The 21,802-nt window shown below is 59.6% G+C and carries 19 protein-coding genes; 11 read left to right on the top strand and 8 right to left on the bottom strand.

Going from position 1 to position 21,802, the window contains the following annotated elements:
• Positions 1–3: 3 nt before the first annotated feature.
• The 5 genes from AC236I_RS17135 to AC236I_RS17115 form a co-directional block, all read right to left on the bottom strand.
• Positions 4–576, bottom strand: coding sequence for a peroxiredoxin (locus AC236I_RS17135; protein ID WP_032716916.1), 573 nt, complete (start codon positions 574–576; stop codon positions 4–6).
• A 190-nt stretch (positions 577–766) separates the two neighbouring features.
• A complete protein-coding gene (locus AC236I_RS17130; RefSeq protein WP_069476129.1) occupies positions 767–1,570 on the bottom strand; it encodes an anti-sigma factor family protein in 804 nt (267 codons plus the stop codon).
• Positions 1,567–2,118 carry a sigma-70 family RNA polymerase sigma factor gene (locus AC236I_RS17125; protein ID WP_072071430.1) on the bottom strand — a complete coding sequence of 184 codons (552 nt, stop codon included), beginning with the start codon at positions 2,116–2,118 and terminating at the stop codon, positions 1,567–1,569. Before AC236I_RS17125 ends, AC236I_RS17130 begins: the two co-directional genes overlap by 4 nt.
• Positions 2,105–2,656, bottom strand: a complete 552-nt coding sequence (locus AC236I_RS17120) for a tetratricopeptide repeat protein (protein WP_487608559.1) — start codon at positions 2,654–2,656, stop codon at positions 2,105–2,107. Before AC236I_RS17120 ends, AC236I_RS17125 begins: the two co-directional genes overlap by 14 nt.
• A 293-nt stretch (positions 2,657–2,949) precedes the next feature.
• Positions 2,950–4,233: a putative acyl-CoA thioester hydrolase gene (locus tag AC236I_RS17115; protein WP_015584856.1), complete on the bottom strand. Its 1,284-nt coding sequence runs from the start codon at positions 4,231–4,233 to the stop codon at positions 2,950–2,952.
• Between the two features lie 250 nt (positions 4,234–4,483).
• On the opposite strand from AC236I_RS17115, the gene hutI reads away from it, so the two are divergent.
• The 6 genes from hutI to AC236I_RS17085 all read left to right on the top strand — a co-directional run bounded on the left by hutI (position 4,484) and on the right by AC236I_RS17085 (position 12,422).
• Positions 4,484–5,818 carry an imidazolonepropionase gene (gene hutI, locus AC236I_RS17110; protein ID WP_163980475.1) on the top strand — a complete coding sequence of 445 codons (1,335 nt, stop codon included), beginning with the start codon at positions 4,484–4,486 and terminating at the stop codon, positions 5,816–5,818.
• Positions 5,815–6,771, top strand: coding sequence for a formimidoylglutamase (gene hutG, locus AC236I_RS17105; RefSeq protein ID WP_048024134.1), 957 nt, complete (start codon positions 5,815–5,817; stop codon positions 6,769–6,771). The genes hutI and hutG overlap by 4 nt, the downstream gene beginning before the upstream one ends.
• A gap of 56 nt (positions 6,772–6,827) precedes the next feature.
• On the top strand, positions 6,828–7,553 hold the full coding sequence (locus tag AC236I_RS17100) for a histidine utilization repressor (RefSeq protein ID WP_099144840.1): 726 nt from the start codon (positions 6,828–6,830) through the stop codon (positions 7,551–7,553).
• Between the two features lie 143 nt (positions 7,554–7,696).
• Complete coding sequence (gene hutU, locus AC236I_RS17095; RefSeq protein ID WP_180554015.1) at positions 7,697–9,382, top strand: urocanate hydratase; 1,686 nt, start codon at positions 7,697–7,699, stop codon at positions 9,380–9,382.
• A gap of 1 nt (position 9,383) precedes the next feature.
• The gene (gene hutH, locus AC236I_RS17090) at positions 9,384–10,916 is read left to right on the top strand and encodes a histidine ammonia-lyase (protein ID WP_004859756.1); all 1,533 of its coding nucleotides are present in this window, start codon (positions 9,384–9,386) and stop codon (positions 10,914–10,916) included.
• Positions 10,917–11,015: 99 nt separating this feature from the next.
• Complete coding sequence (locus tag AC236I_RS17085) at positions 11,016–12,422, top strand: amino acid permease (protein WP_004859757.1); 1,407 nt, start codon at positions 11,016–11,018, stop codon at positions 12,420–12,422.
• Positions 12,423–12,669: 247 nt separating this feature from the next.
• Here AC236I_RS17085 and AC236I_RS17080 read toward each other — a convergent pair whose 3' ends face one another.
• The gene (locus tag AC236I_RS17080; protein WP_075808801.1) at positions 12,670–13,146 is read right to left on the bottom strand and encodes a kinase inhibitor; all 477 of its coding nucleotides are present in this window, start codon (positions 13,144–13,146) and stop codon (positions 12,670–12,672) included.
• A gap of 75 nt (positions 13,147–13,221) precedes the next feature.
• The gene (bioA, locus tag AC236I_RS17075; RefSeq protein WP_004859759.1) at positions 13,222–14,511 is read right to left on the bottom strand and encodes an adenosylmethionine--8-amino-7-oxononanoate transaminase; all 1,290 of its coding nucleotides are present in this window, start codon (positions 14,509–14,511) and stop codon (positions 13,222–13,224) included.
• Positions 14,512–14,596: 85 nt separating this feature from the next.
• Between bioA and bioB the strand changes: the two genes are divergently transcribed.
• The 4 genes from bioB to bioD are packed head-to-tail and all read left to right on the top strand — an operon-like array spanning position 14,597 to position 18,245.
• A complete protein-coding gene (bioB, locus tag AC236I_RS17070) occupies positions 14,597–15,637 on the top strand; it encodes a biotin synthase BioB (RefSeq protein WP_004859760.1) in 1,041 nt (346 codons plus the stop codon).
• Positions 15,634–16,791, top strand: a complete 1,158-nt coding sequence (gene bioF, locus AC236I_RS17065) for an 8-amino-7-oxononanoate synthase (RefSeq protein ID WP_487608558.1) — start codon at positions 15,634–15,636, stop codon at positions 16,789–16,791. Before bioB ends, bioF begins: the two co-directional genes overlap by 4 nt.
• Entirely contained in the window at positions 16,775–17,530 is a 756-nt protein-coding gene (gene bioC / locus AC236I_RS17060; RefSeq protein WP_004859762.1) for a malonyl-ACP O-methyltransferase BioC, read from the top strand. The genes bioF and bioC overlap by 17 nt, the downstream gene beginning before the upstream one ends.
• Positions 17,523–18,245 (top strand): dethiobiotin synthase, encoded by a 723-nt coding sequence (gene bioD, locus AC236I_RS17055; protein ID WP_004859763.1) that lies wholly within the window; start codon positions 17,523–17,525, stop codon positions 18,243–18,245. The genes bioC and bioD overlap by 8 nt, the downstream gene beginning before the upstream one ends.
• On the opposite strand, the gene AC236I_RS17050 is transcribed toward bioD, so the two are convergent.
• A complete protein-coding gene (locus AC236I_RS17050) occupies positions 18,187–18,909 on the bottom strand; it encodes an ABC transporter ATP-binding protein (protein ID WP_004859764.1) in 723 nt (240 codons plus the stop codon). The two genes, bioD and AC236I_RS17050, sit on opposite strands and share 59 nt — an antisense overlap.
• A 737-nt stretch (positions 18,910–19,646) precedes the next feature.
• Here AC236I_RS17050 and uvrB point away from each other — a divergent pair.
• Positions 19,647–21,668, top strand: a complete 2,022-nt coding sequence (gene uvrB / locus AC236I_RS17045) for an excinuclease ABC subunit UvrB (protein ID WP_004859765.1) — start codon at positions 19,647–19,649, stop codon at positions 21,666–21,668.
• Positions 21,669–21,802: the final 134 nt, after the last annotated feature.

Raw genomic sequence — 21,802 nt, 5'->3', positions numbered from 1 at the left:
CGCTTAGTGGGTTTGCGGGTGGGCGGCGTCGTACTGCTTGACCGCGGCCAGGGTCTTCTCAATATGGGCATCCGGATTTCGATCGGTGTAGCTGAGCAGAATCGTGTTGTCCGGCGCAATGACAAATGAAGTCCGGTCAGAAACGGTCTTACCTTTCATCTCCATCAGCGTTTGATACTGCGCGGCGACTTTTGCCCCCGGATCCGCGGCGACGGCGAACTTATCGCGGCACTCCAGTTTAGAGAAATCGCTGACCTGATCGGTGTTACCGGCGGTGACGCCGATGACGGTAGCGCCCATTTTGTTGAATTCATCGGTGGCTTCGGCGAAAGCGTGGGCCTCAATGGTGCAGCCGGCGGTAAATGCCGCCGGGAAGAAATAGAGCACCACCGGCCCCTTTTGCAAAGCCTGCTGCAGGGAGAAGGCGATCGGTTTACCGGCTAAGGCGCCCTGCAGTTCGAAAGCAGGGGCTTTTGCGCCGACGGGCAGCGCCGCGCCGGCGTTAAACGCGGTGGCGGACAGGCCAAGCGCGACGGTCAGGGTCAAAGAACGAGCAAGGTTTTTCATCAGTTTCATTATTAGCTCCAGCGATGTCAGGGCGTTCTGGTCAGGTGACTCTGCTATACAGTTCGCCGGAGTGAGAAAGAAAGTTTCGCCGGGTGAAAAATATTTAGCGGCCGGATGCGATGGCCGACGGCAGTTCTCAGCGATGTTGAGCGAATCATCGCCCGCTATCGCCGGTCATCGCCCCGAAGGGCGACGTTGCCTATGACAGTAAGTCCTGCAGTTTGCGGGCGTTATCGTGCAATTGTGCGCGAGGATTGCGGCCAATCAGCACGAACTGATATCCGTTAGCGCGCCACCAGGCGAGGTTCATGTCGTGCCGCCGTTCCGCGACTATCCTGGTCTCGTTTTGCGGGCTGGCCGCAGAGATGCACAGCGCCATCGGCCCATACGCCGCGTGAATCCAGGCGATCTGCGCAATGGTGGTGCGCTCGTAACGCAGAATGCGCACCATTTTTAGCTCGGCGCCCGGCAGCGCAAGCTGCTGCGGGTTGAGCGCTAAACCGATATCTTCGGCGGTGCGCGTCAGGCCGCGCTGTAATATCGCCGGTGAACTGTCCATATCAAGCAGGGTTTCCGCGCTATACAGCGACATGTAACGGGCCTCGAGATCGCGAATGTTTTCGCTCTCATCAGGTTCGCCGGGAGCGGGACGAGCCAGATAGCCTAAGCCGCTGCCGATCAGTAAAAACGCGAGCGAGGCGGCAATCATGGCGCGGCGGCTAAAGGCCGGGGGAGGTGCAGCGCTGTCCGGCGCGGGCATTGCCGCCAGATGGGCATCAAGTCGGCTCTGCATGCGCGCGACGGGGGCCTGTTCCAGCAGCGGGGCAAACGCCTGCTGATAATTCCGCGGGATGCTCTTCAGTTCGGCGGTGCGCGCGGCCAGCTGCCGATCCTCTCTGAAGGCGGCTTCAAAGCGGAGAGCGTCGGGAGCGCTCATTTCGCCATCCAGCCAGGCAATAATGGCCTCATCGCCATAGGGCGGAGTAAAAAAGGATGATTTCACAGGCGTTTCTCCCTGGCTGCAGCGGAGGTAGCGGGCGTTTTTGCCAGCGTCGATCGCGCCGCCGCCAGCCGGCTCATCACCGTACCGATGGGGACCGATAGCGTATCGGCCGCCTCCTGATAGGTAAAACCTTCAACATAAACTAAAAACACCGCGTTGCGCTGGGCTTCCGGCAGGGCGCTGACCCGGCGCATAAGTTGCTGATACTGGCGATGATCTTCATTCATTTCGCGGTCGTCGGTGGCAAGCTGCGGGTCGTTTTCGACGAAGCCTTGCCCCATTCGGACGTGACGCGCCCGCAGCTCGGAAATCCAGATGGAGTGGAGAATGGTGAACAGCCACCGGTCGATGCGGGTGCCCGGCGTAAACTGCGCGCTCCGTTCGAGCGCGCGAACACAGGTTGACTGAACCAGTTCTTCGGCAATATCGCGATTGTGCGACAGAATCAGCCCGTAGCGCCAAAGACGGGCCAGATGTGCGGCAAGCTGTGAGCGAACGTCGCTGGTAGTAATTTTTTTACCCTCGCGGTGGGCTTCAGGATTCCGGATGTCCGTTAATGGCGGCCTGCAAATCGCGATACTCCTCGCAGCTTTGACCGCAAATCCCGGAAATCACTTTCAGCTGTTCCTGCGCCAGATCCCGGCGGCCTTTTACCATCCACGCTTCGCCAAGATATTCACGCGCTTTGGCGTAGTTCGGCTCAAGCGCCAGCGCGCGCTGATAATAGCCAATCCCTTCATCCGTCCGTCCGAGCTTACGGGTGGCATAGCCGCGGTAGTTCCAGGCTTCGGCGGTATTGCCGTTTTTCAGCGAATCCAGCAGGTTCAGTGCCGCCTGATATTGCCCTTTTTTCGCCAGATGATAGGCGTAGTTGGTTTTATCCTGATCGCTAAGACTGCTGGTTTTATCCGGGACGCACTGCTTGCTGACGCTGTCATATACCTGCCCGCTGGGGCAGTCCGGCGTTTTGCTCTGGTTGCTGTTATCGCCCATGGCGAATGACGGCGATGCATATAACAAACATAGCAGTGCCGGGACCATTAAGCGGCGCGAAGCCGGCAGAATTGATGAGATAAGGGTGTTCATTTTTCGTCTCCAGGAGCAACGATGCGGGTAACCCGGCGGCCTCCCTGTCGGGGGGAACCGTGCCGGATGGCCGTTGTGTTCTTACAGAGAGTAAACGCATCAGCGGGGATATTTATTCGCCAGAAAACGCTATTTTTTGCACGCGCAAGAGAAGCGGCTGCGCTAGCGATGAATTGAGGAGGCGGAGCGGAGGAAAAATGCAGAGGGGTAAGTCGCGAAAGAGAACGTCGCTCAGAAAAAGAGAGGGAAAAAGAGAGAAAAAAGGGGGAGACGCGCTCCCCCCTCGTGAAGATTTACTGCTTCGGTTCGGCGACAACCACGCTGCCCACGCCGCGGTTATTGTATTCCCACATGCGGTTGAAGCTGCTGTCGTTGAGATTACGTTGCGGCACGCCCTTCGCATCTACGGCGCCGGTGTTACCGCTGAACGGGCGGCTGGAGATTGCCGCGTCGGCCCACGGTTTCGCCACGTTAAAGCCTTCATTGATGGCGCTGTCGCGGATTACCACCTGGCCACTGGTGGCGCTGTCGACATCGAGAGAGCGTCCCAGTTGCGCCACGCCGTCGCCGGAGGCGGTAAAGCGGCTGTTCACGGCCAGGAAGCCGTAGGTGACGCTTTTCAGCGTTGCCGGTGCAAAGACGTAGGCTTCTTTCTGGGTGCGTGAATTCACGACGCGGAAATCGGTGTTATCAAACACGACGGCACCGCGGCCGGAAACGATATCAACATCGCCTTCAATGTAGCTGTTGCTCACCAGGGTACGGGTCTGGCGATCGTTTTGCAGACGGTTCTGCACGCCGCTGTTGGTGACGAAGAAGGTGTTCTGGCGACCCAGAATGTTGACGTTGTTAATCTGAACCTGGTCGCCATCGCTGCGCAGCGCAACGGCCTGGTGAGTCCCGGCATCCACGCTGTCGCCGAGGTTGTTGGCGATGGTCAGGTTTTGCAACTGCAGACCATTGTTCTGCGACCAGAATACCGCTGAACACATCACGCCGACGGTGGCGGCGCGTTTACTCTGACAGCTGTCAAACATATACCACGCCGGTTTACCTGGCATATATTTACCGGCCGGATTGACCAGGTGGCGCCAGGTGTTCACGTCCATCTCCGAGTCAATAGCCTGGCTGATTTTCACATCCAGCGGCTTCTCGCCGGTACCGTACAGCGTCAGCGCACCGGGTGCCGCAGGGACATAAACGGTACCCGTATATTCACCCGGCATAATCGCAATAAACTGACGACGATCGGAGTGGCGGGCGATAGCCGCATCAACCGCAGCCTGAATGGTGGTATGGGTCACGCCCTGAGCGCCCGCCGGGCCGACGACGAAGTCAGGCTGAGACGGTATGCTGATGGCTGCCGGGGTCCACGCCGCGGCGTTTGGATCCAGGGACTGGAAATAGCTTGCCGGCGTGAAGTTTTTCGCTTCATCAGCGGTCAACACAGGGCGAGAGACGGTGCCCGGCGCAGTCTGCGTCGAGGGCTGTTGATCGGCAGGGGTTGAGCTACAGGCGGATAACGTCACGCCAAAAGCCAGTGCCAGCGTCAGGCGGGAAACTGAGAATGTGTTCATGTTGCTCCGGGCAAGAATCAATTAACAAGACCTGTCATTCTTCAGGCTGCCTCTCTGTTGGCGTATTTGTTGATTTCCGCCGCAAAGCAACCCGAATGATTTGGGGAGGGCATTATACAAAAAACATGCAAGCGGCGTCAGGCCGGCAAGGAATGAATTACGCGTATAACGTCCTTTAAAACCTGCTTTTTATACTAAGTCGAGCGAAACGGGAAGACGCTGCGCGAAAAAGTTCGCCTGAACCGGGCAGATGGACGGAGCTTCGCCCGCGTCCGGTCACAAAAAAATAACAATTCCCTCTGCTTTTATTGACATTCCGCGTGGAATGAAAATAAATGTCTATACAACCCATGACAAGCTGACTGGTATGACTGAAGCCACCTCCGATCGCGTTATCTGGCGAAATGCCCGCCTCGCCACTCTCAACCCTGATGATTCGCAGCCTTACGGCCTGCGGGATGGTCATGCGCTGCTGGTGCGCAATGGCCGGATTGAAGCCATTGTGCCTGAAAATGATGCCCCGGCCGGGCCGAGTATTGATCTTGGCGGCAGGCTGCTGACGCCGGGGCTGATTGATTGCCACACCCATCTGGTCTTCGGCGGTAGTCGGGCGCAGGAGTGGGAGCAGCGTCTGAACGGCGTCTCCTACCAGACGATCAGTGCCAACGGCGGCGGCATTAACTCAACGGTGCGCGCCACCCGTGAAAGCAGCGAAGCGCAGCTGTTAGCGCTGGCTCAGCAGCGGCTGGAGCGACTGCTTCGCGAGGGGGTGACCACGCTTGAAATTAAATCCGGCTACGGTCTGGATCTGGAAAACGAGCGCAAAATGCTGCGCGTGGCGCGCCAGCTTGCGCAGAACAATGCGGTCGAGCTGTCGCCGACGCTGCTCTCCGCTCACGCCACGCCACCGGAATATAAAGACCGCCCGGACGCCTATATTACGCTGGTGTGTGAAACCCTGCTGCCGACGCTGTGGGAGGAGGGGCTGTTTGAAAGCGTTGATGTTTTCTGCGAAAACGTCGGCTTCAGCCCGCAGCAGACCGAACGCGTATTCCAGGCCGCGCAGGCCCGCGGTATTCCGGTCAGAGGGCATGTTGAACAGCTCTCTTCGCTGGGCGGCGCGCAGCTGGTGAGCCGTTATCAGGGGCTCTCGGCCGATCATATCGAATATTTAACGGAAGAGGGGGTTGCGGCGATGAGCCGCAGCGCGACGGTGGCGGTGCTGCTGCCCGGCGCGTTCTATTTCCTCAATGAAACCCGCAAACCCCCGGTCGAGCTGCTGCGTCAGTATCAGGTGCCGATGGCGGTGGCGACGGATTACAATCCGGGTACCAGCCCCTTTGCCAGCCTGCATCTGGCGATGAACATGGCCTGCGTCAAATTTGGCTTAACTCCGCAAGAGGCGTGGGCGGGCGTGACGCGTCATGCCGCGCAGGCGCTGGGGCGCCAGAATAGCCACGGCCAGCTGGCGGCGGGGTTTGTTGCCGATTTTGCTATCTGGGATGCTGAACATCCGGTTGAAATGGTCTATGAACCGGGGCGGAGCCCGCTCTGGCATCGCGTTGTGCGAGGAGAAATGCAATGACATTGTGGCAACCGACCCCCGCCGATATCTGGCAAGGGCGTGACGACAGCGCGGAAGCCGCCAATGCGCTGCGCCTGTTTCAGACTATCGTGCGGGCCGAACGTTTTGCACCACAGACGTTACCGGGGGATATTGCCCTGCTGGGGTTTGCCTGCGATGAAGGCGTTCGCCGCAACCGCGGACGTACCGGGGCCGAAAAGGGGCCGGAAACGCTACGCCGGGCGCTGGCGAATATGGCCAGCCACAGCGGCCACGAGCGCTGTGTCGATATGGGCACCATCGGCGTCGCCGGTGAAGGGCTGGAGACCGCCCAGCAGGCGCTGCGCGAAGCGGTGGCCGCCTGCCTGCGCGCAGGCAAACGCACGCTGGTTCTCGGCGGCGGGCATGAGACGGCATTCGGTCATGGCGCGGGAGTGCTCGACGCTTTCCCCGGAGAGAAGGTCGGGATCATTAACCTCGATGCGCACCTGGATTTGCGCATCGCTGAGCAGGCCAGCTCGGGTACGCCGTTCCGCCAGCTGGCACTGGAGTGCGACGCGCAGCAGCGCGGCTTTCACTATACCTGTATCGGCGCCAGCCGTGCGGCGAACACCCAGGCGCTGTGGGATGAAGCGGCGCGTCGCGAGGTGCGGGTCGTGGAGGATTTGGACGTTCTGCAGGCCTATGATCAGCAGGTTGCGCCGGAAATCGCGCGTAATATTGCCCTCTACGACAGGCTCTATTTGACCATCGATCTGGATGTGCTGCCGGCGCGCGAAATGCCGGCGGTCTCGGCGCCTGCGGCGCTGGGCATTCCGCTGGCGATCCTGCTGCGCATCGTTGAACCGTTATGCCGCAGCGGAAAACTGCAGGCGGTGGATCTGGTGGAGTTTAATCCGCAGTTTGACATTGACAGCCAGGGGGCCCGTGCGGCGGCCCGGCTGGCATGGCAAATCGCCCATTGGTGGCGCTGACGATTCAGTATATTCTGACCGTTTCGCCGCCCATTGAGTATAAGGAAAGTCAGGCTATGTTTTCACAGCAATCTCGAACCGCGCCTGCCCCGTTTTATGAAAAGGTGAAGCAGGCGATCAGCGAAAAGATTCAGCGCGGCGTCTGGCGTCCCCACGACCGCATTCCTTCCGAGGCGGAACTGGTGGCCCAGTTTGGTTTCAGTCGCATGACGATCAATCGGGCGCTGCGTGAACTCACGGATGAAGGTTTACTGGTACGTTTGCAGGGTGTCGGTACCTTTGTCGCGGAGCCGAAAGGGCAGTCGGCGCTGTTTGAAGTGCGGAGCATCGCCGACGAGATTATCTCCCGTCGCCATCAGCACCGCTGCGAGGTGCTGCTGCTGGAAGAGACCGAAGCCGATCTTATCCAGTCGGCTGCGCTGAATGTCGCCGAAGGGACGCGGATTTTTCACTCTCTGATGGTGCATTTTGAAAACGACATTCCGGTACAGATTGAAGACCGCTGCGTCAATGCGGCGGTGGTGCCGGCGTATTTACATCAGGACTATACCGTCACCACACCGCATGATTACCTGTCGCTGATTGCGCCGTTAACCGAAGGCGAGCACATCGTCGAAGCGGTACAGGCCAGCGCCAAAGAGTGCGAACTGCTGCATATCCATGCCCACGATCCTTGCCTGCTGATCCGGCGCCGTACCTGGTCTACCACGCATATTGTTTCCCACGCCCGTCTTCTGTTCCCGGGTAGCCGCTACCGGCTGCAGGGCCACTTCACTTCCTGACAATCGTCTGCGTCGGCAAAAGCGTGATTGCTGACGCAATATAACAAAATTGTATCATTTCTGTTAAATCCTGGCTTGCGTAGAGTTGTATAGACAAGTATATGTATCTACGTAAACAACGTTAATTGTCAGGAGAAACCCCGATGTCGCAAAGCAAATATCGCCAGCAAGACGTACGTGCACCGCGAGGCACGACGTTGAATGCCAGGAGCTGGTTGACCGAAGCACCGCTGCGTATGTTAATGAACAACCTCGATCCCGATGTTGCCGAGAACCCACATGAGCTGGTGGTCTACGGCGGTATTGGTCGCGCGGCGCGTAACTGGGAATGCTATGACGCTATCGTGAAGGCGCTGAAAAACCTGGAAAGCGATGAGACGCTGCTGGTGCAGTCCGGTAAGCCGGTTGGCGTATTTAAAACCCATGAAAATTCACCGCGCGTACTGATTGCCAACTCCAACCTGGTCCCGCACTGGGCGACCTGGGAACATTTCAATGAGCTGGATGCAAAAGGTCTGGCGATGTACGGCCAGATGACCGCGGGCAGCTGGATCTATATCGGTAGCCAGGGCATCGTGCAGGGCACCTACGAAACGTTCGTCGAAGCCGGACGTCAGCACTATCAGGGCAGCCTGAAGGGGCGCTGGGTCCTCACCGCCGGTCTGGGCGGTATGGGCGGCGCACAGCCGCTGGCGGCGACGCTGGCAGGCGCCTGCTCGCTGAATATCGAATGTCAGCAGAGCCGGATCGATTTCCGTCTGCGTACCCGCTACGTTGACGAGCAGGCCACCTCGCTGGATGACGCGCTGGCCCGCATCAAGAAATATACCGCCGATGGCCGGGCTATCTCTATCGCCCTGTGCGGCAATGCCGCCGATATCGTGCCGGAGATGGTGAAGCGCGGCGTGCGCCCGGATATGGTCACCGACCAGACCAGCGCCCACGATCCGCTGCATGGCTATCTGCCGAAAGGCTGGACCTGGGAAGAGTATCAGGCGAAAGCTGAATCCGACCCGCAGGGGACGATTCTGGCGGCCAAGCGTTCGATGGCCGACCATGTTCAGGCGATGCTGGCCTTCAACGAAATGGGCGTACCGACCTTCGACTACGGCAACAATATCCGCCAGATGGCGCAGGAGATGGGCGTCGACAATGCGTTCGACTTCCCGGGTTTTGTCCCGGCCTATATTCGCCCGCTGTTCTGCCGCGGCATCGGTCCGTTCCGCTGGGTGGCCCTCTCCGGCGATCCGCAGGATATCTACAAAACCGACGCCAAAGTGAAAGAGATCATCAAAGATGATCAGCATCTGCACCACTGGCTGGATATGGCGCGTGAGCGTATTAGCTTCCAGGGACTGCCGGCGCGTATTTGCTGGGTGGGGCTGGAGTGGCGCCAGAAGCTGGGGCTGGCCTTTAACGAAATGGTCCGCAGCGGTGAAGTATCTGCGCCGATCGTCATTGGTCGTGACCACCTTGACTCTGGCTCGGTTGCCAGCCCGAACCGCGAAACTGAATCCATGCGTGATGGCTCCGATGCCGTCTCCGACTGGCCGCTGCTGAACGCCTTACTCAATACCGCCAGCGGCGCGACCTGGGTGTCGCTGCATCACGGTGGTGGCGTCGGGATGGGCTTCTCGCAGCACTCCGGGATGGTTATCGTCTGTGACGGTACCGACGAAGCGGCCGCGCGTATTGCCCGCGTGCTGCATAACGATCCGGCGACCGGGGTGATGCGTCACGCCGATGCGGGTTACGACATCGCGATTGAGTGCGCGGCGGAACAAGGACTGAATCTTCCTATGGTGGCAGCAACGCAGGGGCAACGCTGAGATGAAAAACTTAACTCTGATTCCAGGTCAACTGAGTCTGGCGCAGCTACGCGAGGTGTTCCAGCATCCGCTGACCATCACTCTCGACGAGCAGGCTTTTGCCGCTATTAACGAGAGCGTCGCCTGCGTCAACGCCATTCTGGCCGAAGGACGCACCGCTTACGGCATTAACACCGGTTTTGGCCTGCTGGCGTCAACGCGGATCTCCACGGACGATCTGGAAAACCTGCAGCGTTCTCTGGTGCTGTCTCATGCGGCGGGCATTGGTGAGCCGCTGGATGATGCCATGGCACGTCTGATTATGGTGCTGAAGATTAACAGCCTTTCCCGCGGCTTCTCCGGGATTCGTCTGAGCGTCATTCAGGCGCTGATTCAACTGGTGAATAAAGGCGTCACGCCGTGGATCCCGGCTAAAGGTTCCGTCGGCGCATCCGGTGACCTGGCGCCGCTGGCGCACATGTCCCTGACGTTGCTGGGTGAGGGGAAAGCCCGCGTCGACGGCGAGTGGATGCCGGCGCTGCAGGCGTTGAAAAAAGTGGGTCTCGAGCCGATTACCCTGGCGGCGAAAGAGGGGCTGGCGCTGCTGAACGGTACTCAGGCATCGACGGCGTTTGCGCTGCGCGGCCTGTTTGACGCGGAAGATCTGTTTGCTTCCGCGGTGGTATGCGGCGCGCTCACCACCGAAGCGGCGCTGGGATCGCGTCGTCCGTTTGATTCGCGTATTCACGAAGCGCGCGGCCAGCGCGGGCAGATTGACGCTGCGGCGCTGTATCGCCATGTGCTGACCGACAGCAGCGAGATTTCGCAGTCGCATCACAACTGTAGCAAAGTGCAGGACCCGTACTCTCTGCGCTGTCAGCCGCAGGTGATGGGCGCCTGTCTGACCCAGATTCGCCAGGCCGCGGAAGTCCTGCTGATTGAGGCCAATGCGGTGTCGGATAACCCGCTGGTCTTCGCCGCCGAGAATGAAGTGATCTCCGGCGGTAACTTCCACGCCGAACCGGTAGCGATGGCGGCGGATAACATTGCGCTGGCGATTGCCGAAATCGGTTCGCTGTCCGAGCGTCGTATTGCGCTGATGATGGACAGTCATATGTCGCAGCTGCCGCCTTTCCTTGTGAAAAATGGCGGCGTCAACTCCGGCTTTATGATTGCGCAGGTGACCGCTGCGGCGTTAGCCAGTGAGAACAAAGCGCTGGCGCACCCGCACAGCGTTGATAGCCTGCCGACGTCGGCAAACCAGGAAGATCACGTCTCGATGGCGCCGGCTGCCGGTCGTCGTCTGTGGGCGATGGCGGAAAACACTCGCGGCGTGCTGGCCGTGGAGTGGCTGGCCGCCGTCCAGGGGCTGGATATGCGCGAAGGGCTGGCCAGCAGTCCGCTGCTGGAAGAGGCGCGTCATCTGCTGCGCGAGCGGGTTTCGCATTACACCCAGGATCGCTTCTTCGCCCCGGATATCGATAACGCTATTGAGCTTCTGGCTGCGCGCCACCTGACGCGACTGCTCCCTGCCGTCTTGCCTGGTCAGATCTGACCCTCGTTGTTTTCTGTACCCGTGTCGGGGGGATAAGCTCCCCCCGGCCGTCCTACACGCATATTTGTCGTCATACAAAAATTATCAGGACACTTGCATATGCAACAACAACCACAATCGCCACAAAAGCCCCACCTGCTGCGCGGGCTGAATGCCCGACATATTCGCTTCATCGCGCTCGGTTCCGCCATTGGTACCGGGCTGTTTTATGGTTCTGCCGCCGCCATTAAGGCCGCGGGACCGGCGGTTCTGCTGGCCTATCTGATCGGCGGCGCGGCGGTATTTATCGTCATGCGTGCGCTGGGCGAAATGGCGGTACGCAACCCCGTTTCCGGCTCCTTCGGCAGCTATGCCCGCCAGTATCTCGGGCCGCTGGCCGGGTTTATTACCGGCTGGACCTATACCTTTGAGATGGTGATTGTCGCCCTGGCGGATGTCACCGCGTTTGGTATCTATATGGGGCTCTGGTACCCGGATGTGCCGCGCTGGATTTGGGTACTGAGTATTATCTTCTTCATCGGCGCGATGAACTTGTGCCACGTGCGCATTTTCGGCGAGATGGAGTTCTGGCTGTCGCTGATTAAAGTGGTGGCGATTATTGCGATGATCGTCGCCGGCGGCAGCATTATTTTCTTCGGCTTTGGTCATGCCTTCCCGGCGACGGGGCTGGAAAACCTGTGGAGCCACGGCGGGTTCGCGCCGAACGGCTGGCAGGGAATTGTTGCGTCGCTGGGTATTGTGATGTTTGCCTTTGGCGGCGTCGAAATTATCGGCGTGACCGCGGCGGAAGCGCAGAACCCGAAGAAAGTGATTCCGCAGGCAATTAATACCATCCCGCTGCGTATCGTGCTGTTCTATGTCTGCACGCTGGCGATCCTGATGGCCATTTTCCCGTGGAACAGCTTTGGCGAGCAGGGCAGCCCGTTCGTGCTTATTTTTAGCGGCCTGGGGATTCCGGCGGCGGCGACAATCCTCAATATCATCGTGATCAGCGCCAGTATTTCAGCCATCAATAGCGATATTTTTGGCGCCGGTCGCATGATGTACGGCATGGCAAAAGAGGGGATGGCGCCGAAAAGCTTCCAGCGAATCGCCAGCAACGGCGTGCCGTGGATGACGGTAGTGGTGATGGGCGTGGCGCTGCTGGTGGCGGTAGTGCTGAACTATCTGATGCCGGAACAGGTCTTTGTGCTGATTGCCTCCCTGGCGGCATTTGCAACGGTATGGGTCTGGCTGATGATCCTGCTGGCTCATTTCGCCATGCGTCGCGGTTTGTCGGCAGAAGAACGTCGCCAGATTGCGTTCCCGGTGCCGTTCTGGCCGGTTGCGCCGCTGCTGACCCTGCTGTTTATGGGACTGGTGATTGCGGTGCTCGGGATGGTGGAGGAGACGCGGATTGCGCTGATCGCCGGTCTGGTCTGGCTTGGGCTGCTGACGATTATCTGGTATGCGAAAGTCAAAAAAACCGTGCGGATGCCGGTGGCTGAGCAGTCATCTTCGAGCTGAATGAGTCCCCGGTGGCGCTGCGCTTACCGGGGCTACAAGGGGTTGTCAGGTATCGCGGGTGGGCGTAATTCGCGCCCCTGGAGGCTCCCCCGGTGGCGCTGCGCTTACCGGGGCTACAAAGGGGCTGTCAGGTATCCCGGGTGGCGTAATTCGCGCCCCGGGCCAGGTTTACCGGGCCACAAAGGGGTTGTCCGGTCGCCCGGATAAGGCGTAAGCCGCTATCCGGGGAGGGACTGACGGGAGAAAGTCAGATAAACAGGGCGGTGATGGATGCGCTGCCCAACGAATGAAAATGGACGTTAAAGCCTACCATCGCACCGCTTGCCCCTTCATCGACCTCGATCTTCTCGACATCCAGCGCATGCACCGTAAAGATGTAGCGATGGCTTTCCCCTTTTGGCGGCGCCGCGCCGCCGTAGCCGGGGAGGCCGAAATCGGTGCGGGTCTGGATTGCGCTGGCCGGCAGCGGGGCCAGACCGGAGCCGGCTCCCTGCGGTAGTTCGCGCGTTTCCGCCGGTAGATTGGCGACCAGCCAGTGCCACCAGCCGGAGCCGGTGGGCGCATCGGGATCGTAACAGGTCACCACAAAGCTTTTAGTTCCGTCAGGCACCTTGTCCCACGCCAGATGCGGCGAGATATTATCGCCATCGTAGCCCATGCCGTTAAATACATGGCGGTGGGGCAATTTCCCGCCATCCTGCAGATCGTGACTGATTAGGTTCATGCCGTCTCGTCTCCTCTGGGATAATCAACTGATTAACAAAGAAGTGTAGTCCTGTTGACGGCCAGTTTCTGCTACTTATTCGCGAAAAAATGTTTCGTTGAGCACCGCCGCGTTAACCGCCTGGGTCAGGCGCGTCAGCTGCCGCGGGGTAATCACGTACGGCGGCATCAGGTAAATCAGGCGGCCGAACGGGCGAATCCATACGCCTTGTTCGACGAAGAAGCGCTGCAGCGCGGCCATATTGACCGGGCGGCAAGTTTCCACCACGCCGATGGCGCCCAGCACGCGGACATCGGCGACCAGCGGGGATTCCCGTGCCGGAGCCAGCTCGACATTAAGCTGCGCTTCAATCGCGGCGACCTGGCCTTGCCATTCGCCGCTTTCCAGCAGACGCAAACTTTCTGTCGCCACCGCGCAGGCCAGCGGATTGCCCATAAAGGTCGGGCCGTGCATAAAGCAGCCGGCTTCGCCGTCGCTGATGGTCTCTGCCACCGAACGGGTGGTGAGGGTAGCCGACAGCGTCATGGTTCCGCCGGTCAGCGCTTTGCCGAGACACAGAATATCCGGGGCGATATCCGCGTGTTCGCAGGCAAACAGCTTGCCGGTCCGGCCAAATCCGGTGGCAATCTCATCGGCAATCAGCAGAATGCCCTCACGATCGCACATCTTGCGGATGCGCTTCAGCCACTCAGGATGATACATCCTCATGCCGCCGGCACCCTGTACGACCGGTTCGAGAATGACCGCCGCGATCTCATCCCGATGGGCCGCCATCAGGCGGGCAAACGGCACCATATCCCGTTCATCCCACTCGCCGCCAAAGCGGCTTTGCGGCGCCGGGGCGAACAGGTTATCCGGCAAATAGCCCTGCCACAAACTGTGCATGGAGTTATCCGGATCGCAGACCGACATCGCGCCAAAGGTATCGCCGTGGTAGCCGTTGCGGAAGGTGAGAAAGCGCCGCCGCGCTGCGCCTTTTGCCTGCCAGTACTGCAGGGCCATCTTCATGGCCACTTCCACCGCGACCGAGCCGGAGTCGGCGAGGAATACGCACTCCAGCGACTCCGGAGTCATCGCCACCAGCTGGCGGCACAGCGCCACCGCCGAAGGGTGGGTGATACCGCCAAACATCACGTGCGACATCTGGTCAATCTGCGCTTTCATCGCGGCGTTTAAACGAGGGTGATTGTAGCCGTGGATTGCCGCCCACCAGGATGACATTCCGTCAATCAGCTGCTCTCCGCCGGCGAGGGACAGCTCGCAGCCGTGGGCGGAAACCACCGGATAGACCGGCAGAGGAGAAGTCATGGAGGTGTAGGGGTGCCAAATGTGGCGCCGATCGAAGGCGAGATCGTCCGTTGTCATAAGTGACTTGTAAACCATTTTGAAAACATTTAGGTTTACGAGTATAAACCGAACCGACAATTAACAAAACCCTTTGGAGAGGCCAATGGCTCACCACGCACGCTGGACAATGTCGCAAGTTACTGAGTTGTTTAATAAACCATTGTTAGATCTGCTGTTTGAAGCGCAGCAGACCCATCGCCAGCACTTCGATCCGCGTCAGGTCCAGGTCAGCACGCTGCTGTCGATCAAAACCGGCGCCTGTCCGGAAGATTGTAAATATTGCCCGCAAAGCGCGCGCTACAAAACCGGTCTCGAATCGGAGCGTCTGATGGAAGTTGAGCAGGTGCTGGAGTCCGCGCGCCAGGCAAAAAATGCCGGATCAACGCGCTTCTGCATGGGGGCCGCCTGGAAGAACCCCAACGATCGCGATATGCCGTATCTGGAGCAAATGGTCAAAGGCGTCAAAGCGTTGGGGCTCGAATCCTGCATGACGCTCGGCACCTTGACCGACACCCAGGCGCAGCGCCTCGCGGGAGCCGGGCTGGACTACTACAATCACAACCTCGATACCTCGCCGGAATTTTACGGCAACATCATTACCACCCGCACCTATCAGGAGCGCCTGGACACCCTCGACAAAGTGCGTGACGCCGGGATTAAGGTGTGTTCCGGCGGGATCGTCGGCTTAGGCGAAACCGAGAAAGATCGCGCCGGCCTGCTGTTACAGCTGGCTAATTTGCCAACGCCGCCGGAAAGCGTGCCGATCAACATGCTGGTTAAGGTGAAGGGCACGCCGCTGGCCGATAACGACGATGTCGATGCTTTCGATTTTATCCGCACCATTGCGGTGGCGCGCATCATGATGCCGACCTCGTACGTGCGTCTTTCCGCCGGCCGCGAGCAGATGAACGAACAGACCCAGGCGATGTGCTTTATGGCCGGGGCGAACTCGATTTTCTACGGCTGCAAGCTGCTGACCACGCCGAACCCGGAAGAGGACAAAGACCTGCAGCTGTTCCGCAAACTGGGGCTTAACCCGCAGCAGACGGCGGTGCTGGAAGGCGATAACGAGCAACAGCAGCGTCTGGAACATGCGCTGAATAACCCCGATACCGAGGAATACTACAACGCGGCGGTGCTATGAGCTGGCAGCAACGCATCGACCAGGCGCTGAGCGAGCGGCGGCAGGCGGATGCATTCCGTCGCCGCCAGCCGGTGGCGCAGGGTGCCGGGCGTTGGCTTATCCGTGAAGATCGGCGCTGGCTGAATTTCTCCAGCAATGATTATCTCGGACTGAGCCAGCATCCGCAGATTATCGCCGCCTGGCAGCAGGGGGCGGCGCGTTATGGCGTGGGTTCCGGCGGCTCCGGCCACGTCAGCGGTTACAGCGAGGCGCATCGTGAACTGGAAGAGAGCCTGGCGGACTGGCTGGGATATCCGCGCGCGCTGCTGTTTATTTCCGGGTTTGCCGCCAACCAGGCGCTGATTACCGCGCTGCTCGCCAGGGACGATCGCATCGTTGCGGATCGCCTGAGCCACGCCTCTTTACTCGAAGCGGCCAGCCTGAGCCCGGCGCAGCTCAGACGCTTTGCGCACAACGACGTGCAGCAGTTGAGTGAACTTCTCGGCAAGCCGCTGGCGGGGCAACAGCTGGTGGTGACGGAAGGGGTGTTCAGCATGGATGGCGATAGTGCACCGCTTCGCGATATTGCCCCAACGACCCGGGCGGCCGGCGGCTGGCTGCTGGTGGACGATGCGCATGGTATTGGCGTCGTGGGCGATGAAGGGCGCGGCAGCTGTCACGCGCAAAACGTCCGCCCGGAACTGCTGGTCGTGACCTTCGGTAAAGCCTTTGGCGTCAGCGGCGCGGCGATCCTGTGCGACGAGGCGCTGGCGGACTATCTGCTGCAGTTTGCCCGACATCTGATTTACAGCACCGCCATGCCGCCGGCCCAGGCGGTTGCGCTGAGCGCCGCGCTGGCGGTGATCCGCAGCGATGATGGCCGGCAGCGGCGGGAACAACTGGCCAGCCGCGTGGTGCAATTTCGCGACGGTATGGCGGATTTTCCGGGGGAGCTGAGCGCCTCGACCAGCGCGATTCAGCCGCTGATCGTGGGTGACAATACGCGGGCGTTGCAGCTGGCGGCGCGCCTGCGTGAGCAGGGCTGCTGGGCGACGGCCATTCGTCCGCCGACGGTGCCGGCAGGCAGCGCGCGGCTGCGCCTGACGCTGACCGCGGCCCATGAGCCGACTGATATTACCCGTCTGCTGGAGGTGCTGCATGGCGGCGGTGAATAAACGGGCGGTGGCTGCGGCCTTTGGCCGGGCGGCCACCCACTATTCGCAACATGACGCGCTGCAGCGTTACAGCGCTGAACTGCTGCTGCGTCAGCTTCATGGCCGCCCTTTTTCAGCGGTCCTCGACGCCGGCTGCGGCCCCGGCAGCATGAGTCGCTACTGGCGCGAGGTCGGCAGTCATGTGACGGCGCTCGATCTCTCGGTTGAGATGCTGGCGCAGGCCCAGCGCAACGCGTGCGCGCATCGTTATCTTGCCGGGGATATTGAGTCGCTGCCGCTGGCCGATGCCTGCGTCGATTTGGCGTGGAGCAATCTGGCGGTTCAGTGGTGCGAGAGTCTGTCCGGCGCGCTCGATGAGCTGTGCCGGGTGGTGCGCCCCGGCGGTCGGGTCGCGTTCACCACCTTGCTGGCCGATTCGCTTCCCGAGCTGAATCAGGCCTGGCGCGCCATTGACACCCATCCCCATGCCAACCGCTTTCTCAGCGAACGGGCGGTGCGCGAGGCGCTGGCCGGGCGGCGAGCCGTTGGCGAGGTTCACGCCGTCAGCCTGCCGTTTGCCGATGCTCTGAGCGCGATGCGTTCGCTCAAAGGGATTGGGGCAACACACTTGCATCAGGGGCGCAGCGCGGCGCCGTTGAGCCGGGGAAAACTGCGTCAGCTGCAGCTGGCCTGGCCAAAACAGCAGGGCCAGTGCCCGCTGACGTACCATCTTTTTACAGGAGTCATTGAACGTGACTAAACGTTTTTTCGTCACCGGAACCGACACAGAAGTCGGTAAAACGGTCACCAGCTGCGCCCTGTTGCAGGCGGCGAAGCTGTCAGGTCTGAAGTGCGCGGGCTATAAACCGGTCGCCTCCGGGAGTGAGTTGACGGCGCACGGGCTGCGTAACGATGATGCGCTGGCACTCCAGCGCAATAGCGGTGTGGCGCTGAACTATGCGCAGGTCAACCCCTTTACCTTTGCCGAACCGACCTCACCGCATATCGTGAGCGCGGAAGAGGGGCGGCCGATTACCGGCGATGCGCTTTCTGCCGGGCTGCGTGAACTGGAGACGCTGGCGGAATGGGTGCTGGTGGAGGGAGCGGGAGGCTGGTTTACGCCGCTATCCGCGACGCTGAGTTTTGCCGACTGGGTACGCGACGAACGGCTGCCGGTCATTCTGGTGGTCGGCATTAAACTCGGCTGCATCAACCACGCGCTGCTGACGGCCCAGGCGGTACGTCAGGCCGGGCTGCCGCTGGTGGGCTGGATTGCAAACGACATCCAGCCGCCGGGTAAACGCCATGCGGAATATCTGGCGACCCTCAACGATCGACTTGCGGCCCCGTTGCTGGGCGAGATCCCATGGCTGGCGGACGCGTCGCGACGTGAGGATCTCGGCCAGTATCTGGATCTCAGCGCGCTGGATCGGGCGTCATCCACTGTGCCAGCAGCGGTTCATCCAGCTGGATAACGCGGCCTTGCGCCACGTTACGCCCGCGATGCAGCAGGCAAAAACGGTCCGCCACCCGGCGAATAAACGGCAGGTGCTGTTCCGCCAGCAGCACCGTTAAACCGATGTCGCGGTTCAGGCGCACCAGCAGGTCACCCAGCTTATGCACGAAGTGTTGTCCGCTGCCACGCGAAGGTTCATCAAGAATCAGCAGACGCGGCCGGACAACCAGCGCTCTCGCCAGCGCCAGCTGGTACTGGTCATCTTCTGACAACATCGCGGCTTTATGCTGACGTCGTGCGTAGAGCTCCGGGAAAAAATCGTAAATCTCCCCCTTTACGGCGCCGCCCGGGTTCCCTCCGGCGGCCAGCGCAATATGCAGATTCTCCTCCACGCTCAGCTGAGAAAAGATCCGCCTGTCCTGCGGGACATAGCCGATGCCAATAATCGAGCGGGAATGGGCGGAGAGCGGCGTGATATCGCAGGGCGGCGAGCCGATGTCATGCCAGGTCATACTGCCGCTGGCGACCGGAAGATGTCCGGTAATGCAGTTCACCAGCGTGGTTTTCCCCATCCCCTGGAGTCCCATCACACAGGTGCACTCCCCCGGCTGAAGTTCAAGGTCGACATTCCATAGCGTGTGCTGATTTCCGTAGTACTGATTGACTGCGCGTAGACTCAACATAGACGTTTTCTCCTGTTTGGGGATAGCGGGCGACATGAAGATTCTGCAAATCTCTTGCCAGGAAAAAGATGTTTCGGTTTTTTCCCGTACGGGCAGCTGCCGCGGGGCGGGGCGAAGGCGAGTCAGCGAGGCGGTTGCACTCTCCCGGTGCTAAGGGGTATGAAAAATGGTGCAGAAAGCAACAAAAAAGCAGGCACCCTTAGCTGATAAATATCAAAAATAATTCGATAATTTTTTTTAGGCGGTCGATTTTCACCGGCGGTCGATTTCTGCGGGGTGGCAGAAGGCATGGCCTGCAGACACTTATCCACTATTCCTGTGGATAACCTTGTGTATTAGAGTTAGAGAACTTGCGGTAAGCTAGAGATTACGCGGCCTGCGGCTGAATTGGCGCGAAACCCATCTTTTGTTTAATATCATTAAATATCAATTAGTTGAATAAAAGCAATGGCTGTAAGGAAAGTGTCACCTGATGCCACAAAAGATTCACCACCTTGCTTGACAAATGTTAAATGATAAATTTTTTTGGGGATAACCCTACTCTCTGGCGGATTATTCTGCAGGATGGTCTTTTTTTACCCCAAAACGACGCGCGCGCGGGCGATTTCAGGCACAAACAATAATAGAATACTGTTTTTATATCCAGTATTATTTATTGGCAAAAGTGAGCGTGAAGGGTAGAATTAAACACCTGCCGTATATCACCAGGCGCTTCATCCTTCTTCAGGGCCAGACATATGAGTAAAACGTTCACGCTGCATTCCGCATTCCGTCCTTCTGGCGACCAGCCGGAGGCTATCCGCCGCCTGGAAGAGGGGCTGGAAGATGGCCTGGCGCACCAAACGCTGCTGGGGGTGACCGGGTCGGGCAAGACGTTCACCATTGCTAACGTTATCGCCGATCTTCAGCGTCCGACGATGGTGCTGGCGCCGAATAAGACCCTGGCGGCACAGCTGTACGGCGAAATGAAAGAGTTCTTCCCGGACAATGCGGTGGAATATTTCGTCTCCTACTACGATTACTATCAGCCTGAAGCCTACGTGCCGAGCTCGGACACCTTCATCGAGAAAGACGCGTCGGTGAACGAGCATATCGAGCAGATGCGTCTGTCGGCGACCAAAGCGCTGCTTGAGCGGCGCGATGTGGTGGTGGTGGCTTCGGTATCGGCTATCTACGGTCTGGGCGACCCGGATCTCTACCTGAAGATGATGCTGCACCTGACCACCGGCATGCTGATCGACCAGCGGGCGATTTTACGCCGCCTGGCGGAGCTGCAGTATACCCGTAACGATCAGGCCTTCCAGCGCGGCACCTTCCGCGTGCGCGGCGAAGTGATCGACGTCTTCCCGGCGGAATCCGACGATATTGCGCTGCGTATCGAGCTGTTCGATGAAGAGGTTGAGCGGCTGTCGCTGTTCGATCCGCTCACCGGTCAGGTGGAATCGACGATTCCACGCTATACCATCTACCCGAAAACGCACTACGTGACGCCACGCGAGCGAATCGTTCAGGCGATGGAAGAGATAAAAGTCGAGCTGGCGGAGCGGCGTAAAGTGCTGCTGGAAAACAACAAGCTGCTGGAAGAGCAGCGCCTGAGCCAGCGTACCCAGTTCGACCTCGAAATGATGAACGAGCTGGGCTACTGCTCGGGCATCGAAAACTACTCGCGCTATCTTTCCGGGCGCGGGCCGGGCGAACCGCCGCCGACGTTGTTTGATTACCTGCCGGCAGACGGTTTGCTGGTGATTGACGAATCCCACGTCACTATTCCGCAAATCGGCGGCATGTACCGCGGCGATCGGGCGCGCAAAGAGACGCTGGTGGAGTACGGCTTCCGTCTGCCGTCGGCGCTGGATAACCGTCCGCTGAAGTTCGAAGAGTTTGAGGCGCTGGCGCCGCAGACCATTTACGTCTCGGCGACGCCGGGGCCTTATGAGCTGGATAAATCTGGCGATGAGGTGGTCGATCAGGTGGTACGTCCGACCGGGCTGCTTGACCCGCTGATTGAAGTGCGACCGGTGGCGACTCAGGTCGATGACCTGCTGTCGGAGATTCGCATCCGCGTCGCCATCAACGAGCGCGTGCTGGTCACCACTTTGACCAAACGGATGGCGGAAGATTTAACGGAGTATCTCGAAGAGCACGGCGAGCGCGTGCGCTACCTGCACTCCGATATCGATACCGTGGAGCGTATGGAGATCATCCGCGACCTGCGGCTGGGCGAGTTCGATGTTCTGGTGGGTATCAACCTGCTGCGTGAGGGACTGGATATGCCGGAAGTGTCGCTGGTGGCAATTCTGGATGCCGATAAAGAGGGCTTCCTGCGTTCGGAACGCTCGCTGATTCAGACCATCGGTCGCGCCGCGCGTAATATCAACGGTAAAGCGATTCTGTATGGCGATAAAATTACCGCTTCGATGGCCAAAGCCATCAGCGAGACCGAGCGTCGCCGTGAGAAGCAGCAGCGCTATAACGAAGAGCACGGTATCACCCCGCAGGGGCTGAATAAAAAAGTGGTCGATATTCTGCAGCTGGGCAGCAATCTGGCGAAGACGAAAGCCAAGGGCCGCGGAAAATCACGTTCGCCGGTTGAGGCGGATACGCCTGAGGTGCTGCTGACGCCAAAAGCGCTGCAGCAGAGAATTCACGAGCTGGAAGGGCAGATGATGCAACATGCGCAGAATCTGGAGTTCGAAGAAGCCGCGCAAATTCGTGACCAGCTGCATCAGCTCCGCGAGCTGTTTATTGCGGCGTCCTGATCCCGCAGGACGCGATGCGCTGCGCGTGGGGCCAGGCAGTGTGACGGGACGCCGATTTTTTGCTATTCCGCGGCGTTTTCTGGCTGGCTTAATGTCTGCTTAATCTTGCCAGGCGACACTATCCTCATTCTGAT

The sequence above is a fragment of the Klebsiella sp. Sb-30 genome, assembly GCF_057652795.1.
This window is presented reverse-complemented; position numbering and strand designations above follow the sequence as displayed.

What these genes read in the sequence shown, in the direction of transcription:
- AC236I_RS17135 (WP_032716916.1), bottom strand. Translation starts at nt 576, where the DNA reads ATGAAACTGATGAAAAACCTTGCTCGTTCTTTGACCCTGACCGTCGCG.
- AC236I_RS17120 (WP_487608559.1), bottom strand. Translation starts at nt 2,656, where the DNA reads ATGAACACCCTTATCTCATCAATTCTGCCGGCTTCGCGCCGCTTAATG.
- AC236I_RS17115 (WP_015584856.1), bottom strand. Translation starts at nt 4,233, where the DNA reads ATGAACACATTCTCAGTTTCCCGCCTGACGCTGGCACTGGCTTTTGGC.
- hutI (WP_163980475.1), top strand. Translation starts at nt 4,484, where the DNA reads ATGGACGGAGCTTCGCCCGCGTCCGGTCACAAAAAAATAACAATTCCC.
- hutG (WP_048024134.1), top strand. Translation starts at nt 5,815, where the DNA reads ATGACATTGTGGCAACCGACCCCCGCCGATATCTGGCAAGGGCGTGAC.
- AC236I_RS17100 (WP_099144840.1), top strand. Translation starts at nt 6,828, where the DNA reads ATGTTTTCACAGCAATCTCGAACCGCGCCTGCCCCGTTTTATGAAAAG.
- hutU (WP_180554015.1), top strand. Translation starts at nt 7,697, where the DNA reads ATGTCGCAAAGCAAATATCGCCAGCAAGACGTACGTGCACCGCGAGGC.
- hutH (WP_004859756.1), top strand. Translation starts at nt 9,384, where the DNA reads ATGAAAAACTTAACTCTGATTCCAGGTCAACTGAGTCTGGCGCAGCTA.
- AC236I_RS17085 (WP_004859757.1), top strand. Translation starts at nt 11,016, where the DNA reads ATGCAACAACAACCACAATCGCCACAAAAGCCCCACCTGCTGCGCGGG.
- AC236I_RS17080 (WP_075808801.1), bottom strand. Translation starts at nt 13,146, where the DNA reads ATGAACCTAATCAGTCACGATCTGCAGGATGGCGGGAAATTGCCCCAC.
- bioA (WP_004859759.1), bottom strand. Translation starts at nt 14,511, where the DNA reads ATGACAACGGACGATCTCGCCTTCGATCGGCGCCACATTTGGCACCCC.
- bioB (WP_004859760.1), top strand. Translation starts at nt 14,597, where the DNA reads ATGGCTCACCACGCACGCTGGACAATGTCGCAAGTTACTGAGTTGTTT.
- bioF (WP_487608558.1), top strand. Translation starts at nt 15,634, where the DNA reads ATGAGCTGGCAGCAACGCATCGACCAGGCGCTGAGCGAGCGGCGGCAG.
- bioC (WP_004859762.1), top strand. Translation starts at nt 16,775, where the DNA reads ATGGCGGCGGTGAATAAACGGGCGGTGGCTGCGGCCTTTGGCCGGGCG.
- AC236I_RS17050 (WP_004859764.1), bottom strand. Translation starts at nt 18,909, where the DNA reads ATGTTGAGTCTACGCGCAGTCAATCAGTACTACGGAAATCAGCACACG.
- uvrB (WP_004859765.1), top strand. Translation starts at nt 19,647, where the DNA reads ATGAGTAAAACGTTCACGCTGCATTCCGCATTCCGTCCTTCTGGCGAC.